Consider the following 14,017-nt stretch of genomic DNA (forward strand, 5'->3'; position numbering starts at 1 on the left):
GGTCAGGACATGATCCACGAACGCAGGCTCAAGCGTCTGCGACCTCGAGGTTGCATGCACACTACGCTCAGGCGCCGGAGGCCCGAGGGCGCCGGGGTGAGTGACTCCGCGGCTGTCCCCCGGCCTGATCCTGCCACCAACCTACACGCCTCTAACCATGACAAGGCCGTCAGCTTCCAAGCCTCTGACCTGCCGTCATTTCAGGACAGACAGGATGTCCAAAGCTTTACAAAAACCAAGGAGACAACATGGGTGCTAACACCATGCCAGAAGTCGGAGTCATCCAGAACACCGATGCCGACAATTACTTTGATCGCAGTGCCGAAACCATGCCGCGCGAGGCGCTGGAGGCCTTGCAGTTTGCGCGTTTGAGAACCACGCTGCGCAACGCGCACGACAACGTGGCGCTGCATCGAAAGCGCATGGAGGAGTCCGGTGTGGTGCCGGAAGAAGTTCGCACGCTGGACGATCTGCGGCGCCTGCCCTTCACCTACAAGAGCGATCTGCGGGACAGCTACCCGTTCGGCATGTTTGCCCGCCCCTTGAACGCCGTCGCGCGCATTCATGCCTCCAGCGGTACCACCGGCAAGGCAACGGTGGTCGGTTACACCCGGGAAGACATTCAGAACTGGGCCGACCTGATGGCGCGCTCGCTGCACAGCGCCGGTGCCCGCGCCGGCGACGTGATTCACAACGCCTATGGCTATGGTTTGTTCACCGGGGGTCTGGGCGCGCATTACGGCGCCGAACGGCTGGGCGCCACCGTGGTACCGATGTCCGGCGGCTCGACCGAGCGGCAGATCGCCTTGATCATGGACCTGGGCGCCAACATCTTGTGCGCCACGCCTTCTTACGCGCTGGCCATGGCCGAGGTGGCCGAGCAGCAGGGGGTTGACCTGCGCAAGAGCCAGCTACGGGTCGGCGTTTTCGGCGCCGAACCGTGGAGCAATGCCATGCGCTGCGAGATCGAGGAGCGCCTGGCGGTCAAGGCGATCGACATCTACGGCTTGTCCGAAATCATGGGCCCCGGCGTCGCCTGCGAATGCCCCGCGCAAGCCGGCTTGCATGGCTGGGAAGACCACTTCCTGTTTGAGGTGCTGGACCCCGAAACCCAGGCGCCGGTGCCCGAGGGCGATGCCGGCGAGCTGGTCATCACCACGCTGACCAAGCAGGCCTTGCCGATGCTGCGCTACCGCACGCGCGACATCACCCGGGTTACCACCGCGCCCTGCGATTGCGGGCGCACCCATCTGCGCATCCTGCGCATCACCGGCCGCAGCGACGACATGCTGATCATCCGGGGTGTCAACGTCTATCCGTCGCAGATCGAGTCGGTGCTGGTGGGGCGCGCCATGATCTCGCCGCACTACCAACTGGTGGTGGAGCGCCGCGGCACGCTGGACCACGTCACGATCGAGGTCGAAGCGCAGTGCGGTGTCGATGCGGAGGCCTTCCCGGCGATCGCCCGTGATGTGGCGCGTCACGTCAAGTCGATGGTGGGCATCAGCACCGATGTCGTGGTCAAACTGCCCGGCGAGATTCCCCGATCGCAGGGCAAGGCGGTGCGCGTGCGGGATCTGCGTCCCAAGGAGTAACTGTGGCCAAACGAATCGTCAATCTCACGGTCAACGGCCGAGTGCGCGAGGATGCGGTGGCGGAGCACACCTTGCTGCTCGATTACCTGCGCGAGCAATTGGGGCTGACCGGCACCAAGAAGGGTTGCGACGGCGGCGAGTGCGGTGCCTGCACCGTGCTGGTGGACGGCAAGCCGCAGCTCTCCTGCCTCACCCTGGCCTGCCGCTGCGAGGGCCGCGACGTGCAAACCATAGAAGCGCAGGCGCAGGCCGGGCGCTTGAGCGCCTTGCAGACTGCCTTCCACGAAAAACTGGGAACCCAGTGCGGCTTCTGTACCCCCGGCATGATCATGGCGGCGCAAGCCCTGTTGCTGCGCCAGCCCGATCCGTCCGAAGACGAAATTCGCGAAGCCTTGTCGGGCAACATCTGTCGCTGCACCGGCTACGTCAAGATCATCGAAGCGGTCCAGGCGGCGGCTGCCGTTCTGGCCCACGCAGCGGGAGAACCAGCATAGACACCACTTCGCAAACCCAATTGGCGCACCATGCCATTGGCCAGCGCCAGCCGCTGATCGATGGCATCGAAAAAGTCACCGGTTCGGCGCTCTACACGGCCGATCTGCCGGCGCGCGAGGCGCTGGTCGGCGCCATCCTGCGCAGCCCGGTGGCGCACGCCAACATTCGTGCCATCGACGTCAGCCGCGCGCGCGCCATGCCGGGCGTGCGTGCCGTCATCACCGGTGACGATTGCGACGTGCCCTATGGCGTGATTCCGATTGCCCAGAATGAATTTCCGCTGGCCCGCGGCCGGGTGCGCTACTGCGGCGAGCCGGTGGCGGCGGTGGCGGCGGTGGATCAGGCGACGGCGCGCGCCGCCCTGGCCGCCATCACGCTCGATCTGGAACCCTTGACCGCCTATTTCGATGCTGCCAGTGCGCGCGCCAGCGATGCGCTGCAACTGCACGACGATCAACCCGGCAATATTGCGCGTGACGTGGACCACAGCTTTGGCGATGTGGCGGGTGGTTTCGAGGCCGCCGATCTGGTGCTGGAAGAGCGCTTCCATTACGCCGAAGTGACCCACGCCATGATGGAGCCCAACGCTTCGCTGGCCAGTTGGGACGCAGAGCGCGGCCGCCTGACCCTGCACACCGTGTCGCAAGTGCCGTATTACGTGCATCTGATTCTGGCCCAGTGCATGCGGCTGGATGCGGCCCAGATCCGCGTCGTCAAGCCGTTTGTCGGCGGCGGCTTCGGGCACCGCACCGAGACCCTCAATTTCGAAATCATTGCCGCCCTGCTGGCGCGCGCGGCCAGCGGCACGGTCAAGCTGGAACTCTCGCGCGAGGAATCGTTCGTGACGCACCGGGGACGGCCCGAGACCGACGTGCGCCTGAAGATCGGTTTGTCCAGCAGCGGTGTCATCCAGGCGGTGGACTGCGAGGTGGTGCAGCGCGGCGGCGCTTATGCCGGTTACGGACTGGTCACCATTCTGTATGCCGGCTCCCTGCTGCACGCCCTGTACCAGTTGCCGGCCTGCCGCTATTTCGGTTTGCGTGTCTACACCAACACGCCGCCCAACGGCGCCATGCGCGGCCATGGCTCGGTCGATGTGCGCCATGCCTTCGAATCGATGCTGGACACCATGGCGCAAACACTGGGGCTCGATCCGTTTGCCGTGCGCCGCGCCAACCTGCTCGCTATCCCGCACCGCACCATCAACGACTTGCAGGTCAACTCCTGCGGCCTGTCCGAATGTCTGGACAAGGTGCAGGCAGCTTCCGGCTGGCAGCAGCGCCACGCCCACATGCCCAAGGGGCGCGGCCTGGGGCTGGCCTGCTCGCACTACGCCAGCGGTTCCGCCAAGCCGGTGCACTGGAGCGGCGAGCCGCACGCGGTGGTGAACCTGAAGCTCGATTTCGATGGCGGCATCACGCTGCTGACCGGCGCCGCCGACATCGGGCAAGGTTCAAGCACGCTGCTGGCGCAGACGGTGGCCGAAGTGATGGGCTTGTCGATGGAGCGCTTGCGCGTGGTGGCCAACGACAGCGCGGTGACGCCGAAGGACAACGGCTCCTACTCGTCGCGCGTGTCGTTCATGGTCGGCAACGCCGCCATCAACGCGGCCAAGGCCTTGCGCCAGGTCTTGCTGGAGGCGGCGGCGCGCAAGTTTGCGCTGCCTGTCGAGAACGTCGAGTGCCATGGCGAATACTACGGGGTGGCGGGCAGCGCACAGGTCTTGAGCTACAAGGATGTGGTGACGCTGGCGCTGCAAACGGGTGGCACGGTGACGGTGCGGGGCAGTTGGTCGACACCGCGTGAAACCCAGGGCGGCAAATTCCGCGGCGCGGCGGTGGGCACTAGCGCCGGTTACTCCTACGCCGCGCAGGTGGTGGAGGTGGAGGTCGACGAAGACACCGGCATGGTGCGGGTGGTCCAGGTCTGGGTCGCGCACGACTGCGGGCGTGCCATCAATCCGTTGGCGGTGGAAGGCCAGATACAAGGCTCGGTCTGGATGGGCATGGGGCAGGCGCTCAGCGAGGAAACGCAGTACCACAAAGGCTTGCACATGCGCGCCAATTTTCTGGACTACCGGATACCGACCATTGTCGAGTCGCCGCCAATACAAACCTTCATCGTCGAAGCGCCCGATCCGAACGGCCCCTTCGGCGCCAAGGAGGCGGGCGAGGGCTCCTTGTCCGGTTTTCTGCCGGCCCTGACCAATGCCATCGCGCATGCGACGGGCCTGCGTCTGCACGAGTTGCCGGCCTCGCCGGACCGTTTGCTGGACGCGCTGCAGGCGCGCCGGCGCGCGCAAAAACTCGCTGCCGCCAAGAGCGCGGCCATGCAGAAAGCGCAGGTCTAGGATGGATGCCATGACGCCCTTCGTCTTGCGCTCGCCCCGGTCGGCGGCAGAAGCGGTGGCCTGGCTGGCCGCCAACCCGCAGGCGCGTGTGCTGGCCGGCGGTACCGATCTGCTGCCCAATCTGCGCCGCGGCATAGTCGCATCGGACACCTTGATCGACCTGGGCGGCATTGATGACCTTCAGCAGATAACACGTGACGGCTCGGGCTGGGTCCTGGGTGCCGGCGTGACCTTGCAGCAGCTCGCCGGCCACAGTGAGATCAAGTCGGCGTTGCCGGCGTTGGCGCAGGCCGCCGCCAGCGTTGCCGGGCCTAGCCATAGAACGGTCGCCACGCTGGGCGGCAATCTGTGCCTGGACACGCGCTGCGTCTTCTACAACCAAAGCGAGTGGTGGCGCCAGTCGAACAATTATTGTCTGAAGAACCAGGGTGAGGTCTGCCACGTGGCACCGCAGGGCGCACGCTGCCATGCGGCCTGGAGCGGCGATCTGGCGCCGGCCCTGATAGCGCTGGACGCCAGCATCGAGATCCTGCACAGCGACGGTCCGCGCACTTTGCCGTTGGCTGATTTCTACCAGGATGACGGCGCCAACCCCTTGACGCTGGGCGCCGGCGAACTGGTCACCAGGGTGCGCATTCCGGCGCAGCCTGACGGCATGCGGTGCGGCTATCGCAAGGCACGCACGCGCGGCGCGGTGGACTTCCCGCTGGTTGGTGTGGCGGTGCGTGTCACCATGGCCAATGGGGTGATTAGAGAACTTCGGGTCGCCTTGACCGGTACCAACTCACGCCCTGTTTTGCTGGAAGGTTGCGCGGCTCTGTGCAAGCAGCCCGTAACGCCTGAGCTGTTGGGCGCGCTGGGCAAGCTGGTGCAAAAACAGGTCAGTCCGATGCGCAGCACCGTCACCGCATCCAATTACCGGCGCCAGGTCGCCTCGGTGCTGGCGCAACGTCTGGTCAGCGAATTGACCGGGCTTTGAGCACCAGCGCCATGCCCAGCGCACGCCGCCCCGGCGAACAGTGGACTGAGCCGGACGGCCTGCACGTCGAGGTGCGCGGACTGGCGCCGCCCAGTCCCTTCGTCACCATCATCAGACTGCTGGAGTCGCTCGGCGATGCGGCGACCCTGACGGTGCACCATGACCGGGAACCGGTGCCCCTGTATGCCGAGTTGGCGCAGCGCGGCTGGCGCGCCGAGCACATTCCAGGCGAGCCGGGTGAAGTTCGCCTGAAACTGACCCGGGATTCCTGATGGCCGGCGCCAGCGCCTTCCTGGGCGGTGCCAAGGGGCGCTTGCTGGCGGCGTCGATCCCGTTTCGTTTTTTCGCCGCGGCGGTGCTGTTCCAGTTGCTCGCCTGGGCGGCGCTATTTTGGGCCGCGCCAGACGTCGCCAACTTTGCCGGCGGCCTTGGTTGGCCCTTGGCCGCCTTGCACCTGGTGACCCTGGGGGTGTTGCTGATGACCGTGATGGGCGCCAGTTTGCAGTTGCTGCCGGTGGCGACGCGGCAGGCGGTGGCGCCACAGCGCTGGCCGTACGACTGGCTGTGGTGCCTTTACACCCTGGGTGTGCTGGGCGTGACCACCGGCATGGCCACCGCGTGGCCGCCGGTCTTGTGGATCGGGGCGCTGGCCGTCGCCACGGCGCTGCTGTTTTACCTGGTGCTGCTGGCGCGCAATTTGCGCGGCGCCAGGGGCATGCCCCTGGTCGTGCTGCACGCCTGGGCCGCCTGCCTGTCGCTGCTGCTGTTGCTGGCCTCCGGCTTGTCGCTGGCCGGTGCCTACAGCGGCGTCATCGTGCTGGAGCGCCAGAGCGCCATCGCCTTGCACGTCACTTTTGCCGGCTACGGTTTCATGGGCTTGCTGGTGATGGGTTTTTCCTACATTCTGGTGCCCATGTTTGCGCTGTCCGACAACCCGCCAGCGGCCTGGTCCTGGCTTTCGCTGGGCTTGGCTCTGACCGCGCTGGTGGCTGTGTTCCTGGTCGTGTTGGGCCTGCTGCCCCCCAATTTCATTGCCTGGTCGATTGCGCTGGCCGGCATCGCCTTCCTGCTGCATGTGGCCCTGATGGAACGCGCCTTGCACAGCGGCATGCGGCGCGGCCTGGGTTCGTCTTTTGTGCTGGTGCGCATCGGCTGGGATTGCCTGGCGGCCAGCTTGGCGCTGGCCTTGGCGATCGAGTTGGAGGCCAGCGTGCCGCATGGGCTGGTCTTGTTTGGCGTGCTGTTGATCGGCGGTTTGCTGACCCTGCTGCTGGGCATGCTGTCGCGCATTGTTCCGTTCCTGGCGGCGATGCACGCCGGCGCCGGCATGCGCCGACCGCCCACCGCCTCCAACATGACGCAGCAGCAGGCGCTCGATGTGCATCTCTACTGCCATGCGACGGCACTGCTGCTGTTGCTGGGCGGGGTTTTGCTGGACAGCCCCTGGCTGCTGCGCGCCGCTGCCGCCAGCGGCACCCTGGGCGCGGCGGCGTTCGCTCATTTTTTCTTTCATGCGTGGCGCCGCATGACGGCGCTGTTGCGCAAAAATGGCACGCCGGAAAATGCCAAACCATCTTAGAATTGCCGCTAGTCCCCTAATTTGGTATTCTGATACCATTATTGCTTATCATGAACTTCTCACGACAAACCAGCCGCGCCCTGCATGAAGATCACCGGGCCAATCTGCAACTGCTGGGCCGGGCCGAGCAGATGTTTGCCAAAGCTCCGCGCGCACAGGCCAGCCGCGATCCGGAACTGCTGAAACTGGTGGCGGCGCTGGCGCAGCACCTGCAACAGGATGTGGACCGGCACTTCGGCTTTGAAGAGCGCGAATTGTTCAGCCGCCTGCGCGAGGCCGGCGATGGCGGCATTGCCATGTTGCTGAGCGAAGAGCACGAGGCGATTCGTGCCGTCGCCGAAGAATTGGCGCCGCTGGCCGGCGGCGTGGCCTCGGGCAGCCTGGACGGCGCCGGCTGGGACACGCTCAAAGCCTGCGTGCTGGAATTGGTGGAGCGCCAGGTGTCGCATATCCAGAAGGAAGAAATGGCTTTGCTGCCGATGCTGGACGATTTGCTGGACGACGAAACCGATAGGCAACTGGCATTCGATTACGCTGCCAGTTAGCGCTGCCCCATAACCTGAAGACCGAAGGAGCCACCCCATGGACGCTATTGCCCACCGGAAAATTGTCATTCGCGCGCTGGCCAAGGAGGACCTGGATGCGGTGGTTGCGATCGACGCCGAGATCGAAGGCCACGCGCGGCGCGACTACATCGAGCGCCGCCTGGCGGCTGCCCTGCGCGAGCCGGCCTTGCACGCCCAGTTTGCCGCCCTGGAGGGCGACCAGCTGGTGGGCTACCTGCTGGCACGCTTGCTGGTGGGTGAATTCGGCCGGCCGCACCCGGGGCTGCGGCTGGAGATTGTCGGCGTGCACCACCAGGCGCGCGGCATCGGCGTCGGCGCGCAACTGTTGCAGGCCTTGCTGAGCCATGCGCGCAAGCACGGACTGAGCGAACTGCACACCTCGGCCGCCTGGAACGACCACGCCATGCTGCGCTGGTTCGATGCCATGGACTTCACGCTGGCGCCGGAGCGCTGGCTCGATTGCCAGGTCGATGGCGGTGCCTACCATGCCGGCCGCGACGAGGCAGTGGAAGCACCCGATGGCTTCGGCCCGGGTCACGAAATCGATTACGGCGCGCCGGGCGACAACGATTTTGAAAAGCTGGCGCGCGACAGCGCCGACGTGCAGTCCATGAAGCCACAGGACTTGCAGGAAATCGCCCGCATCGACCGCGCCCTCACCGGACGCGACCGCACTGACTACATGCAGGCCAAACTGGCCGAGGCCCTGAATGATTCGGCGCTTCGGGTCTCCATGACAGCACGGCTGGATGGCACCATCGTGGGCTACCTGATGGCGCGCGCCGACCTGGGCGATTTCGGCCGCACCGAGCCGGCCGCCGTCATCGACACCATTGGCGTCGATCCGGAGTACGAGCACCGCGGCGTCGGCCGCGCGCTGTTGTCGCAACTGTTTGCCAATCTGGGTGCCTTGCGGGTGGAGCGGGTCGAGACCTTGACGGCGCCACGCGATCAGGCCTTGCTGGGTTTCCTGTTCGACGCCGGCTTCCAGCCGTCGCAACGCCTGGCCTTCAGCCATCCCATCTGATGCAGAGCCTGGATATCAGGGTTTTGAGTGATGCGCTGGCCTGGCGGCAGGCCGGCCACGCGGTGACGCTGGTGACCGTGGTGGAAACCTGGGGCAGTGCGCCGCGCCCGCCCGGCGCCCTGCTGGCGGTGCGCGATGACGGGGTGGTCAGCGGGTCCGTGTCGGGTGGCTGCGTCGAAGACGACTTGATTGCCCGCACCCAGGCCGCGTTAAAGACCAAAGACGCGCACGCTGATGACGTCAAACCGAGCTTGATCAGCTACGGTGTCAGCAAGGAAGAGGCGGCACGTTTTGGCCTGCCTTGCGGCGGTACCTTGCGCCTGTTGCAGGAGCCTTTGCGGGACGACGGCTGGCTGGTCGAGTTGCTGGCGCGCACGGCGGCCCAGCAATTGGTGGCGCGCAGCGTGACGCTGGCCAGCGGTGCCGTGCAACTGGGCAGCGCGGTGCGCGGGCAGGCCTTGCAGTTCGATGGCGTCACGCTGACCACGGTGTTTGGCCCGAACTGGCGCCTGCTCCTGATCGGTGCCGGCCAGTTGTCGCAGGCGGTGGCGCAAATGGCGCTGATGCTGGACTTTGAAGTGCTGGTCTGCGATCCGCGCGAGGAATACGCCGCCACCCTGGTGGCCAGCGTGCCGGGGATCCGGCGCGTCGAGGGCATGCCCGACGATGCGGTGCTTGAGCTGCGGCCCGATGTTCACACCGCCATCGTGGCCTTGACGCACGACCCCAAACTGGACGATCTGGCTTTGCTGGAAGCGCTGCAATCCGACGCGTTCTATGTCGGGGCTTTGGGCTCGCGACGCAACCAGGCGGCCCGCAAGCAGCGACTGGCCCAACATTTCGATCTGAGTGCCGAACAACTTGTGCGCCTGCACGGCCCGGTCGGTCTGGCGCTGGGGGCCAAGACGCCGGCCGAGATTGCAGTGGCCATCGTGGCCGAAATCATTCAGGTCAAAAACTTGGTGGCGGGCGCTCTGACGACCACGCCAGGCGGTGTACCCCATTGAGTGGCCCCACCGTCATCGTGCTGGCTGGCGGCCGTGGCGAGCGCTTTGCCGCATCGGGCGGCAGCAGCCACAAGCTACAGGCGCCGTTGCTGGGAAAAACCGTGTTGCAGCACACGCTGGACGCGGTCCGCGCCAGCGCTTTGCCCTGGCATCTGGAAGACAGCGGCCAGCCCGGCATGGGCGACTCGATCGCCGCCGCCGTGCGGTCCACGGCACAGGCTGCCGGCTGGCTGATTCTGCCGGCCGATTTGCCCTTGATCCACAGCGCCACCTTGCGCGCCGTGGCGACGGCGCTGAAGAACCACGCGGTGGTGCTTCCGATATACCGGGGCCAGCGCGGCCATCCGGTGGGGTTTTCTGCCAGTTGTCGTGAGGCGCTGCTGGCGCTCAAGGGAGACCACGGTGCCGCCGCCGTGGTGCGCAGCTACCCGGCCTTTGAGCTGGTCGTGAACGACGCCGGTTGCGTGACCGACATCGATACGCTGGACGATCTGCGGCTGGCCGAACGGTTGATGGTGGCGCTCCGCGCAGCGCCGTGACGCAACAGCGATTCCCGCGCGCCGTCAAAACCTGCGCTCGAAGGCGGTAAACGCATCCTCCAGTTCCCATTGCAGCCGCGCCTTGGGGTTCTGCTCCAGATAAGTCCGGCACGCGACGCCAGCTTTTTTTGCGCCACGCAGGTCGCTGCCGCACGCCGCCACCGGGCGCAGTTTTTCGATGTCCTGCCACAAGGGGGCGCCTTCCACAAACGCATAGTGCAAGCTGTTGCGCGTCATGGTTTTCAACTGGCGGTAATCGACTTTTTGTTCTTCAACAGCCTTCACGTATTCCCGCGTCATCTCGGAGCGCGAGACGCCCTCGTCGTCGGTCGCCAGTGCCACTGGCACACCATATTTCAGATAGGCCGACAGCGGGTGCTGGGCGCCGCTGACACCCAGGATGCCGCTGTTGCTGGTCAGGCAGACTTCCACCAAAACCCGCTTGCGCGCCATCTCTTTCAGCAAGCCGATGGCATCGTCTTCCTGCATCACGGCGACACCATGGCCTATGCGTTGGGCGTGTCCCACCTCGATCGAATCGCGGATGTGAAAACGCAGTCCCTCCGGCGGCACCAGGCCCGGTACCAGCTCACCGGCATGCAGCGTGACCTGCACCTTGGGGTAGAGGCCGTGCAGGTAGTCCAGCAGCCGCATGTGCAGGGAGAAATCGCGCATGGGCACCAGCGCATCCTCCGGCATCACCAGGTTCAGTCCCACCACGCGCGCGTCGGCCTGGGCCAGCTCGAAGCCGACCAGCATCTGCGCGAACACGATTTCCTTCGGCAAGCCGCGCAGCACCTGGTACAGATAGCGCACCGTGACGGCGCAGCCGGCGGCGGCCTGGGGCGTGCCGCAACGCAGGATTTCGCGTTGCTTGGCGGTGGCGCTGTTCAGGTCGGCGGCAGCCGCCTTGACCGCTTCGGGCAAGCCGTTCTCCAGCAGCGACGCGCGCATCTTGCCGAAGTCGTCATTCCAGCCCGCCTTCGCCGCGAGCTTGAAGGTTTCCGCGGAGGCAGGCGTGGTCATCAACTCCAGGTAACTAACGTGCCCGGCACTGGCGCGCGACGCCACTTCGGCCAGCATGTCGCCATCGCGCTTGCGGGTGGCGGAACCGAATTTGCCGAAGCTGTCGAAGAACAGGTCATGACCGCTGAGCCCCGAAGGCCCCGGGTTGCGCATCGACCAGGCGTCGATCATGCGCCGGAACAGAACCGTGTCGGTCAGCGCGTCTTTTGCCGCCACCTGCCCCTGCGCCTGGTCGCACGGCGGCGGCAGGATGACCAGCGTCCTGGTGTCCACGCACAGCCCATCTTCGGCGGCCCAGCCGATCATCGATTCGGCGTAGATGGCACCCGACAAATGGCTGTGCAGATCGCCGCCCTTGGGCATGTCCTTGAGAAAAGCCCACAGCAGCGGCGGCTGGGAATGGATCGAGTGCAAATACGCCGCGGTGCGGGCCTGCGCCGGGCTGCCTGCCGTCGTCTCGCCATGCGCCGGCAAGAGCAGACCGGCCGCCAGGGCCACGCCAAGCCAGAGAGTCTTCAGTGTGGATTTGATTTTCATCGCTACCGGCCTTCCTTTGTTGCGCCAACCGTGCCTGTCAGAATAGCACGGGCCGTGAGGGGGCCGGGTGGGCTTGCTAGCGGAGAATCGGGGTATTCGAAAGCCGATCCGTCCCCGCTGCCCGGATTTGAGTACGATCTGCCGGAGGAGATCGATATGACTGTTGCAAATTGGTGCGTGGCGGCGGCTTGCGTGCTGCCGGTTCTGACCGCTGGATTGGCCAAGGCCAGCGGCGCGCGCAAGCCCAAAAAAGACGGTGGTTACGACAATCGGCAACCGCGCGAATGGGCCTCGCACTTGACCGGCTGGCAGGCACGCGCCATGGCGGCGCAGAGCAACGGTTTTGAAGCCCTGCCCTTGTTCATTGCCGCCGTCATTCTGGCGCAGCAGGCGCATGCCGATCAGGGCCGTATCGATGCCCTGGCCCTGCTCTTTATTGTTATTCGTCTCGTCTATGTGGCCAGCTACCTGATGAACAAGGGCACACTGCGCAGTCTGGTCTGGACCGCCGGACTGGCCGTCAGCATTGCCATCATGGCCATGTCCTGAAGCTGGTTTGGTGGCCGCGCCGGCAAGCCGGGCAGTGCGCTCCGAATGTCGTTGCCTAGCGCGCCACGGCAAGGAACTCTGTGACGGCCTGCGCCGTGCGCTGCGGGTCTTCTTCCTGCGGCACATGTCCCAGGCCCTCGAAGACCTGCAAGCGGCTGCCGGCGATGTCTCGGTTGAAATGCTGGCCGTTTTCCAGGGGTATCAGACGATCGCGCTGGCCCCACAATATCAGTACCGGCAGATGCAGCGTCGCAATGCGCGCCACCAGCGGGCCCGGCTGGTTCTGCTTGAAGCGCTGGGCCAGCGCGCGGCGATTGCCTGCGCGGCGCGCCAGATCGTAGTAACGATCGACCAATTCCGGTGTCACCGCGGCCGGGTTGCCATAGACGTTCTTCACGCTGGCTTCCACCATGCCGCGCGGCAGGATGTTTTCCATCAGGCGATTGAGGCCCGGCAGCCGGGCGATGCGAAAAGCAATGGGCGCCGATTCGGATCGAAACGCATAGCCCGCCGCATCGACCAGAATCAGGCGCTCGATGCGCTCCGGAAACATCACTGCGGTGGCCCAGGCGATTTCACCGCCCAGGGAATTGCCGCCCAGCACGACCTGCTTGAGTTGCAGGGCATCGAGCGTGGCGGCGACAAAGCGCGCGTAGCGCTCCAGGCTGTAATCGTTGTCCGGCGCCGGCCCGGTGAGGCCGAAGCCAGGCAGGTCGAAGCGGATGACGCGGCGTTGTTTCGAAAGGACCCGGACCCAGCCGTCCCAGGTGTGCAGGCTGGCCGAGGTGCCATGCAGCAGCACCAGCGGCGTAGCGTCGTCGCGCGGGCCTTCGTCACGCACGTGAACCTGCATGCCTTGCACCGTAATGAAGGTGGACGGCGGCGCTGCCCAGCGCGCTTTCAGGGAATCGACCGGCATATCGGGCGCCCAGAAGACAATGATGGCGCCTGCAAAAACCAGAATGACGAGCGCCAGCAGGACTAACACAAAGCGAATGTGGATGCGCATGTCAGGTGTCTCCGTGAATGGGAAGAGCCGTGCCTCGCCGTCGGGTGGTCAATGCGCACGACCCATTTCTTGATCACCCATGGGTTCAAATTGTCCAGTCTTCGATGCTTAGACCGGCAACCAGACCGAAAGCCCGGTCGTTGCTGACCAAGGCGGCGCCCACACTCAGCGCGTGGGCTGCAATCATCATATCCAGTGGCGCGAGAACCTTGCCTTGTCGCTCCATATTCGCTCGCACGGTGCCGTAGTGCTGCACCACCGCACTGTCCCAGGGTAGTACCTCGACGCGCAGCAGGAACTCATGTACCGCAACATGAAGCCGTTTGGCATCGGGACGCTTTGCCAAGCCAAAAAGCATTTCACCCTCGGTAACAGCCGAGATGCAAAGGGAAGCCATAGGGGTAGCCACCATCCGGGCGACGGCAGCCGGGTGCCCCTTGATCAGGTGGCTGACCGTGTTGGTGTCAAGCATGTGGAGGCTCATTCGCGCCAGCCATCGAATGGGTCACGCTCATGCGGTGTCTGCTTGCGTTCTTTTTTGCCCAGAAAATCGTGGGGCACATCAGCACCCTTGAGCGCGGCCAAAAAGCCGTCCCAGGTTGCCGGTTTGCGAGACAAAATGACGTCACCGGTTTGCGGATCTTGCCGGATGAAAACTTCCTTGGAATCGAAGCGGTAGACGGCCGGCAGGCGAACCGCCTGGCTGCGGCCGTTGGTGAATAGCTTGGCAACCTGTTCCATGTCGCACCTCGCTTTTGT

Annotated in this window: 15 protein-coding genes; 11 read left to right on the plus strand and 4 right to left on the minus strand. The window is 65.3% G+C overall.

All coding sequences use genetic code 11. The features are described 5' to 3' along the window. Nucleotides 1-329: 329 nt before the first annotated feature. Genes PHS32_RS04760 through PHS32_RS04805 form a run of 10 tightly spaced genes read left to right on the plus strand, consistent with a single transcriptional unit; the run spans nt 330 to nt 10,137 of the window. Nucleotides 330-1,595 (plus strand): phenylacetate--CoA ligase, encoded by a 1,266-nt coding sequence (locus tag PHS32_RS04760; protein ID WP_301077853.1) that lies wholly within the window; start codon nt 330-332, stop codon nt 1,593-1,595. Between the two features lie 2 nt (nt 1,596-1,597). Then, on the plus strand, nt 1,598-2,089 hold the full coding sequence (locus PHS32_RS04765; protein ID WP_301077709.1) for a 2Fe-2S iron-sulfur cluster-binding protein: 492 nt from the start codon (nt 1,598-1,600) through the stop codon (nt 2,087-2,089). A gap of 20 nt (nt 2,090-2,109) precedes the next feature. Beyond that, nucleotides 2,110-4,440, plus strand: coding sequence for a 4-hydroxybenzoyl-CoA reductase subunit alpha (gene hcrA, locus PHS32_RS04770; protein ID WP_301077710.1), 2,331 nt, complete (start codon nt 2,110-2,112; stop codon nt 4,438-4,440). A gap of 10 nt (nt 4,441-4,450) precedes the next feature. Next, nucleotides 4,451-5,419, plus strand: coding sequence for a 4-hydroxybenzoyl-CoA reductase subunit beta (gene hcrB, locus PHS32_RS04775; protein WP_301077711.1), 969 nt, complete (start codon nt 4,451-4,453; stop codon nt 5,417-5,419). Between the two features lie 11 nt (nt 5,420-5,430). Further along, the gene (locus PHS32_RS04780) at nt 5,431-5,691 is read left to right on the plus strand and encodes a DUF2249 domain-containing protein (RefSeq protein WP_301077713.1); all 261 of its coding nucleotides are present in this window, start codon (nt 5,431-5,433) and stop codon (nt 5,689-5,691) included. Then, the gene (locus tag PHS32_RS04785; RefSeq protein ID WP_301077714.1) at nt 5,691-6,998 is read left to right on the plus strand and encodes a hypothetical protein; all 1,308 of its coding nucleotides are present in this window, start codon (nt 5,691-5,693) and stop codon (nt 6,996-6,998) included. The genes PHS32_RS04780 and PHS32_RS04785 overlap by 1 nt, the downstream gene beginning before the upstream one ends. Nucleotides 6,999-7,048: 50 nt before the next feature. Beyond that, complete coding sequence (locus PHS32_RS04790) at nt 7,049-7,543, plus strand: hemerythrin domain-containing protein (RefSeq protein ID WP_301077715.1); 495 nt, start codon at nt 7,049-7,051, stop codon at nt 7,541-7,543. Nucleotides 7,544-7,580: 37 nt separating this feature from the next. Beyond that, nucleotides 7,581-8,591, plus strand: a complete 1,011-nt coding sequence (locus PHS32_RS04795; RefSeq protein WP_301077716.1) for a GNAT family N-acetyltransferase — start codon at nt 7,581-7,583, stop codon at nt 8,589-8,591. A 23-nt stretch (nt 8,592-8,614) separates the two neighbouring features. Beyond that, on the plus strand, nt 8,615-9,598 hold the full coding sequence (locus PHS32_RS04800) for an XdhC family protein (protein ID WP_366143460.1): 984 nt from the start codon (nt 8,615-8,617) through the stop codon (nt 9,596-9,598). Next, complete coding sequence (locus PHS32_RS04805) at nt 9,595-10,137, plus strand: nucleotidyltransferase family protein (RefSeq protein WP_301077718.1); 543 nt, start codon at nt 9,595-9,597, stop codon at nt 10,135-10,137. Before PHS32_RS04800 ends, PHS32_RS04805 begins: the two co-directional genes overlap by 4 nt. A gap of 24 nt (nt 10,138-10,161) precedes the next feature. Here the strand turns inward: PHS32_RS04805 and PHS32_RS04810 are convergent, their stop codons facing one another. Beyond that, nucleotides 10,162-11,700, minus strand: coding sequence for a hypothetical protein (locus PHS32_RS04810; RefSeq protein ID WP_301077719.1), 1,539 nt, complete (start codon nt 11,698-11,700; stop codon nt 10,162-10,164). A 156-nt stretch (nt 11,701-11,856) separates the two neighbouring features. Between PHS32_RS04810 and PHS32_RS04815 the strand changes: the two genes are divergently transcribed. Beyond that, complete coding sequence (locus PHS32_RS04815; protein WP_301077720.1) at nt 11,857-12,249, plus strand: MAPEG family protein; 393 nt, start codon at nt 11,857-11,859, stop codon at nt 12,247-12,249. Between the two features lie 55 nt (nt 12,250-12,304). Here the strand turns inward: PHS32_RS04815 and PHS32_RS04820 are convergent, their stop codons facing one another. From PHS32_RS04820 to PHS32_RS04830, 3 genes are all read right to left on the minus strand, one after another. Further along, nucleotides 12,305-13,258: an alpha/beta hydrolase gene (locus PHS32_RS04820; protein ID WP_301077721.1), complete on the minus strand. Its 954-nt coding sequence runs from the start codon at nt 13,256-13,258 to the stop codon at nt 12,305-12,307. An 85-nt stretch (nt 13,259-13,343) separates the two neighbouring features. Then, on the minus strand, nt 13,344-13,730 hold the full coding sequence (locus PHS32_RS04825; RefSeq protein ID WP_301077722.1) for a type II toxin-antitoxin system VapC family toxin: 387 nt from the start codon (nt 13,728-13,730) through the stop codon (nt 13,344-13,346). Between the two features lie 8 nt (nt 13,731-13,738). Beyond that, a complete protein-coding gene (locus PHS32_RS04830; protein WP_301077723.1) occupies nt 13,739-13,999 on the minus strand; it encodes an AbrB/MazE/SpoVT family DNA-binding domain-containing protein in 261 nt (86 codons plus the stop codon). Nucleotides 14,000-14,017 lie beyond the last annotated feature (18 nt).

It is taken from the genome of Rhodoferax sp. (assembly GCF_028714215.1).
GTDB lineage: Bacteria > Pseudomonadota > Gammaproteobacteria > Burkholderiales > Burkholderiaceae_C > Rhodoferax.

Excerpts from the sequence above, each read along its gene's own strand:
- PHS32_RS04760 (WP_301077853.1), top strand. The coding sequence starts at position 330 with ATGCCGCGCGAGGCGCTGGAGGCCTTGCAGTTTGCGCGTTTGAGAACC.
- hcrB (WP_301077711.1), top strand. The coding sequence starts at position 4,451 with ATGACGCCCTTCGTCTTGCGCTCGCCCCGGTCGGCGGCAGAAGCGGTG.
- PHS32_RS04780 (WP_301077713.1), top strand. The coding sequence starts at position 5,431 with ATGCCCAGCGCACGCCGCCCCGGCGAACAGTGGACTGAGCCGGACGGC.
- PHS32_RS04785 (WP_301077714.1), top strand. The coding sequence starts at position 5,691 with ATGGCCGGCGCCAGCGCCTTCCTGGGCGGTGCCAAGGGGCGCTTGCTG.
- PHS32_RS04790 (WP_301077715.1), top strand. The coding sequence starts at position 7,049 with ATGAACTTCTCACGACAAACCAGCCGCGCCCTGCATGAAGATCACCGG.
- PHS32_RS04795 (WP_301077716.1), top strand. The coding sequence starts at position 7,581 with ATGGACGCTATTGCCCACCGGAAAATTGTCATTCGCGCGCTGGCCAAG.
- PHS32_RS04810 (WP_301077719.1), bottom strand. The coding sequence starts at position 11,700 with ATGAAAATCAAATCCACACTGAAGACTCTCTGGCTTGGCGTGGCCCTG.
- PHS32_RS04815 (WP_301077720.1), top strand. The coding sequence starts at position 11,857 with ATGACTGTTGCAAATTGGTGCGTGGCGGCGGCTTGCGTGCTGCCGGTT.
- PHS32_RS04820 (WP_301077721.1), bottom strand. The coding sequence starts at position 13,258 with ATGCGCATCCACATTCGCTTTGTGTTAGTCCTGCTGGCGCTCGTCATT.
- PHS32_RS04825 (WP_301077722.1), bottom strand. The coding sequence starts at position 13,730 with ATGCTTGACACCAACACGGTCAGCCACCTGATCAAGGGGCACCCGGCT.
- PHS32_RS04830 (WP_301077723.1), bottom strand. The coding sequence starts at position 13,999 with ATGGAACAGGTTGCCAAGCTATTCACCAACGGCCGCAGCCAGGCGGTT.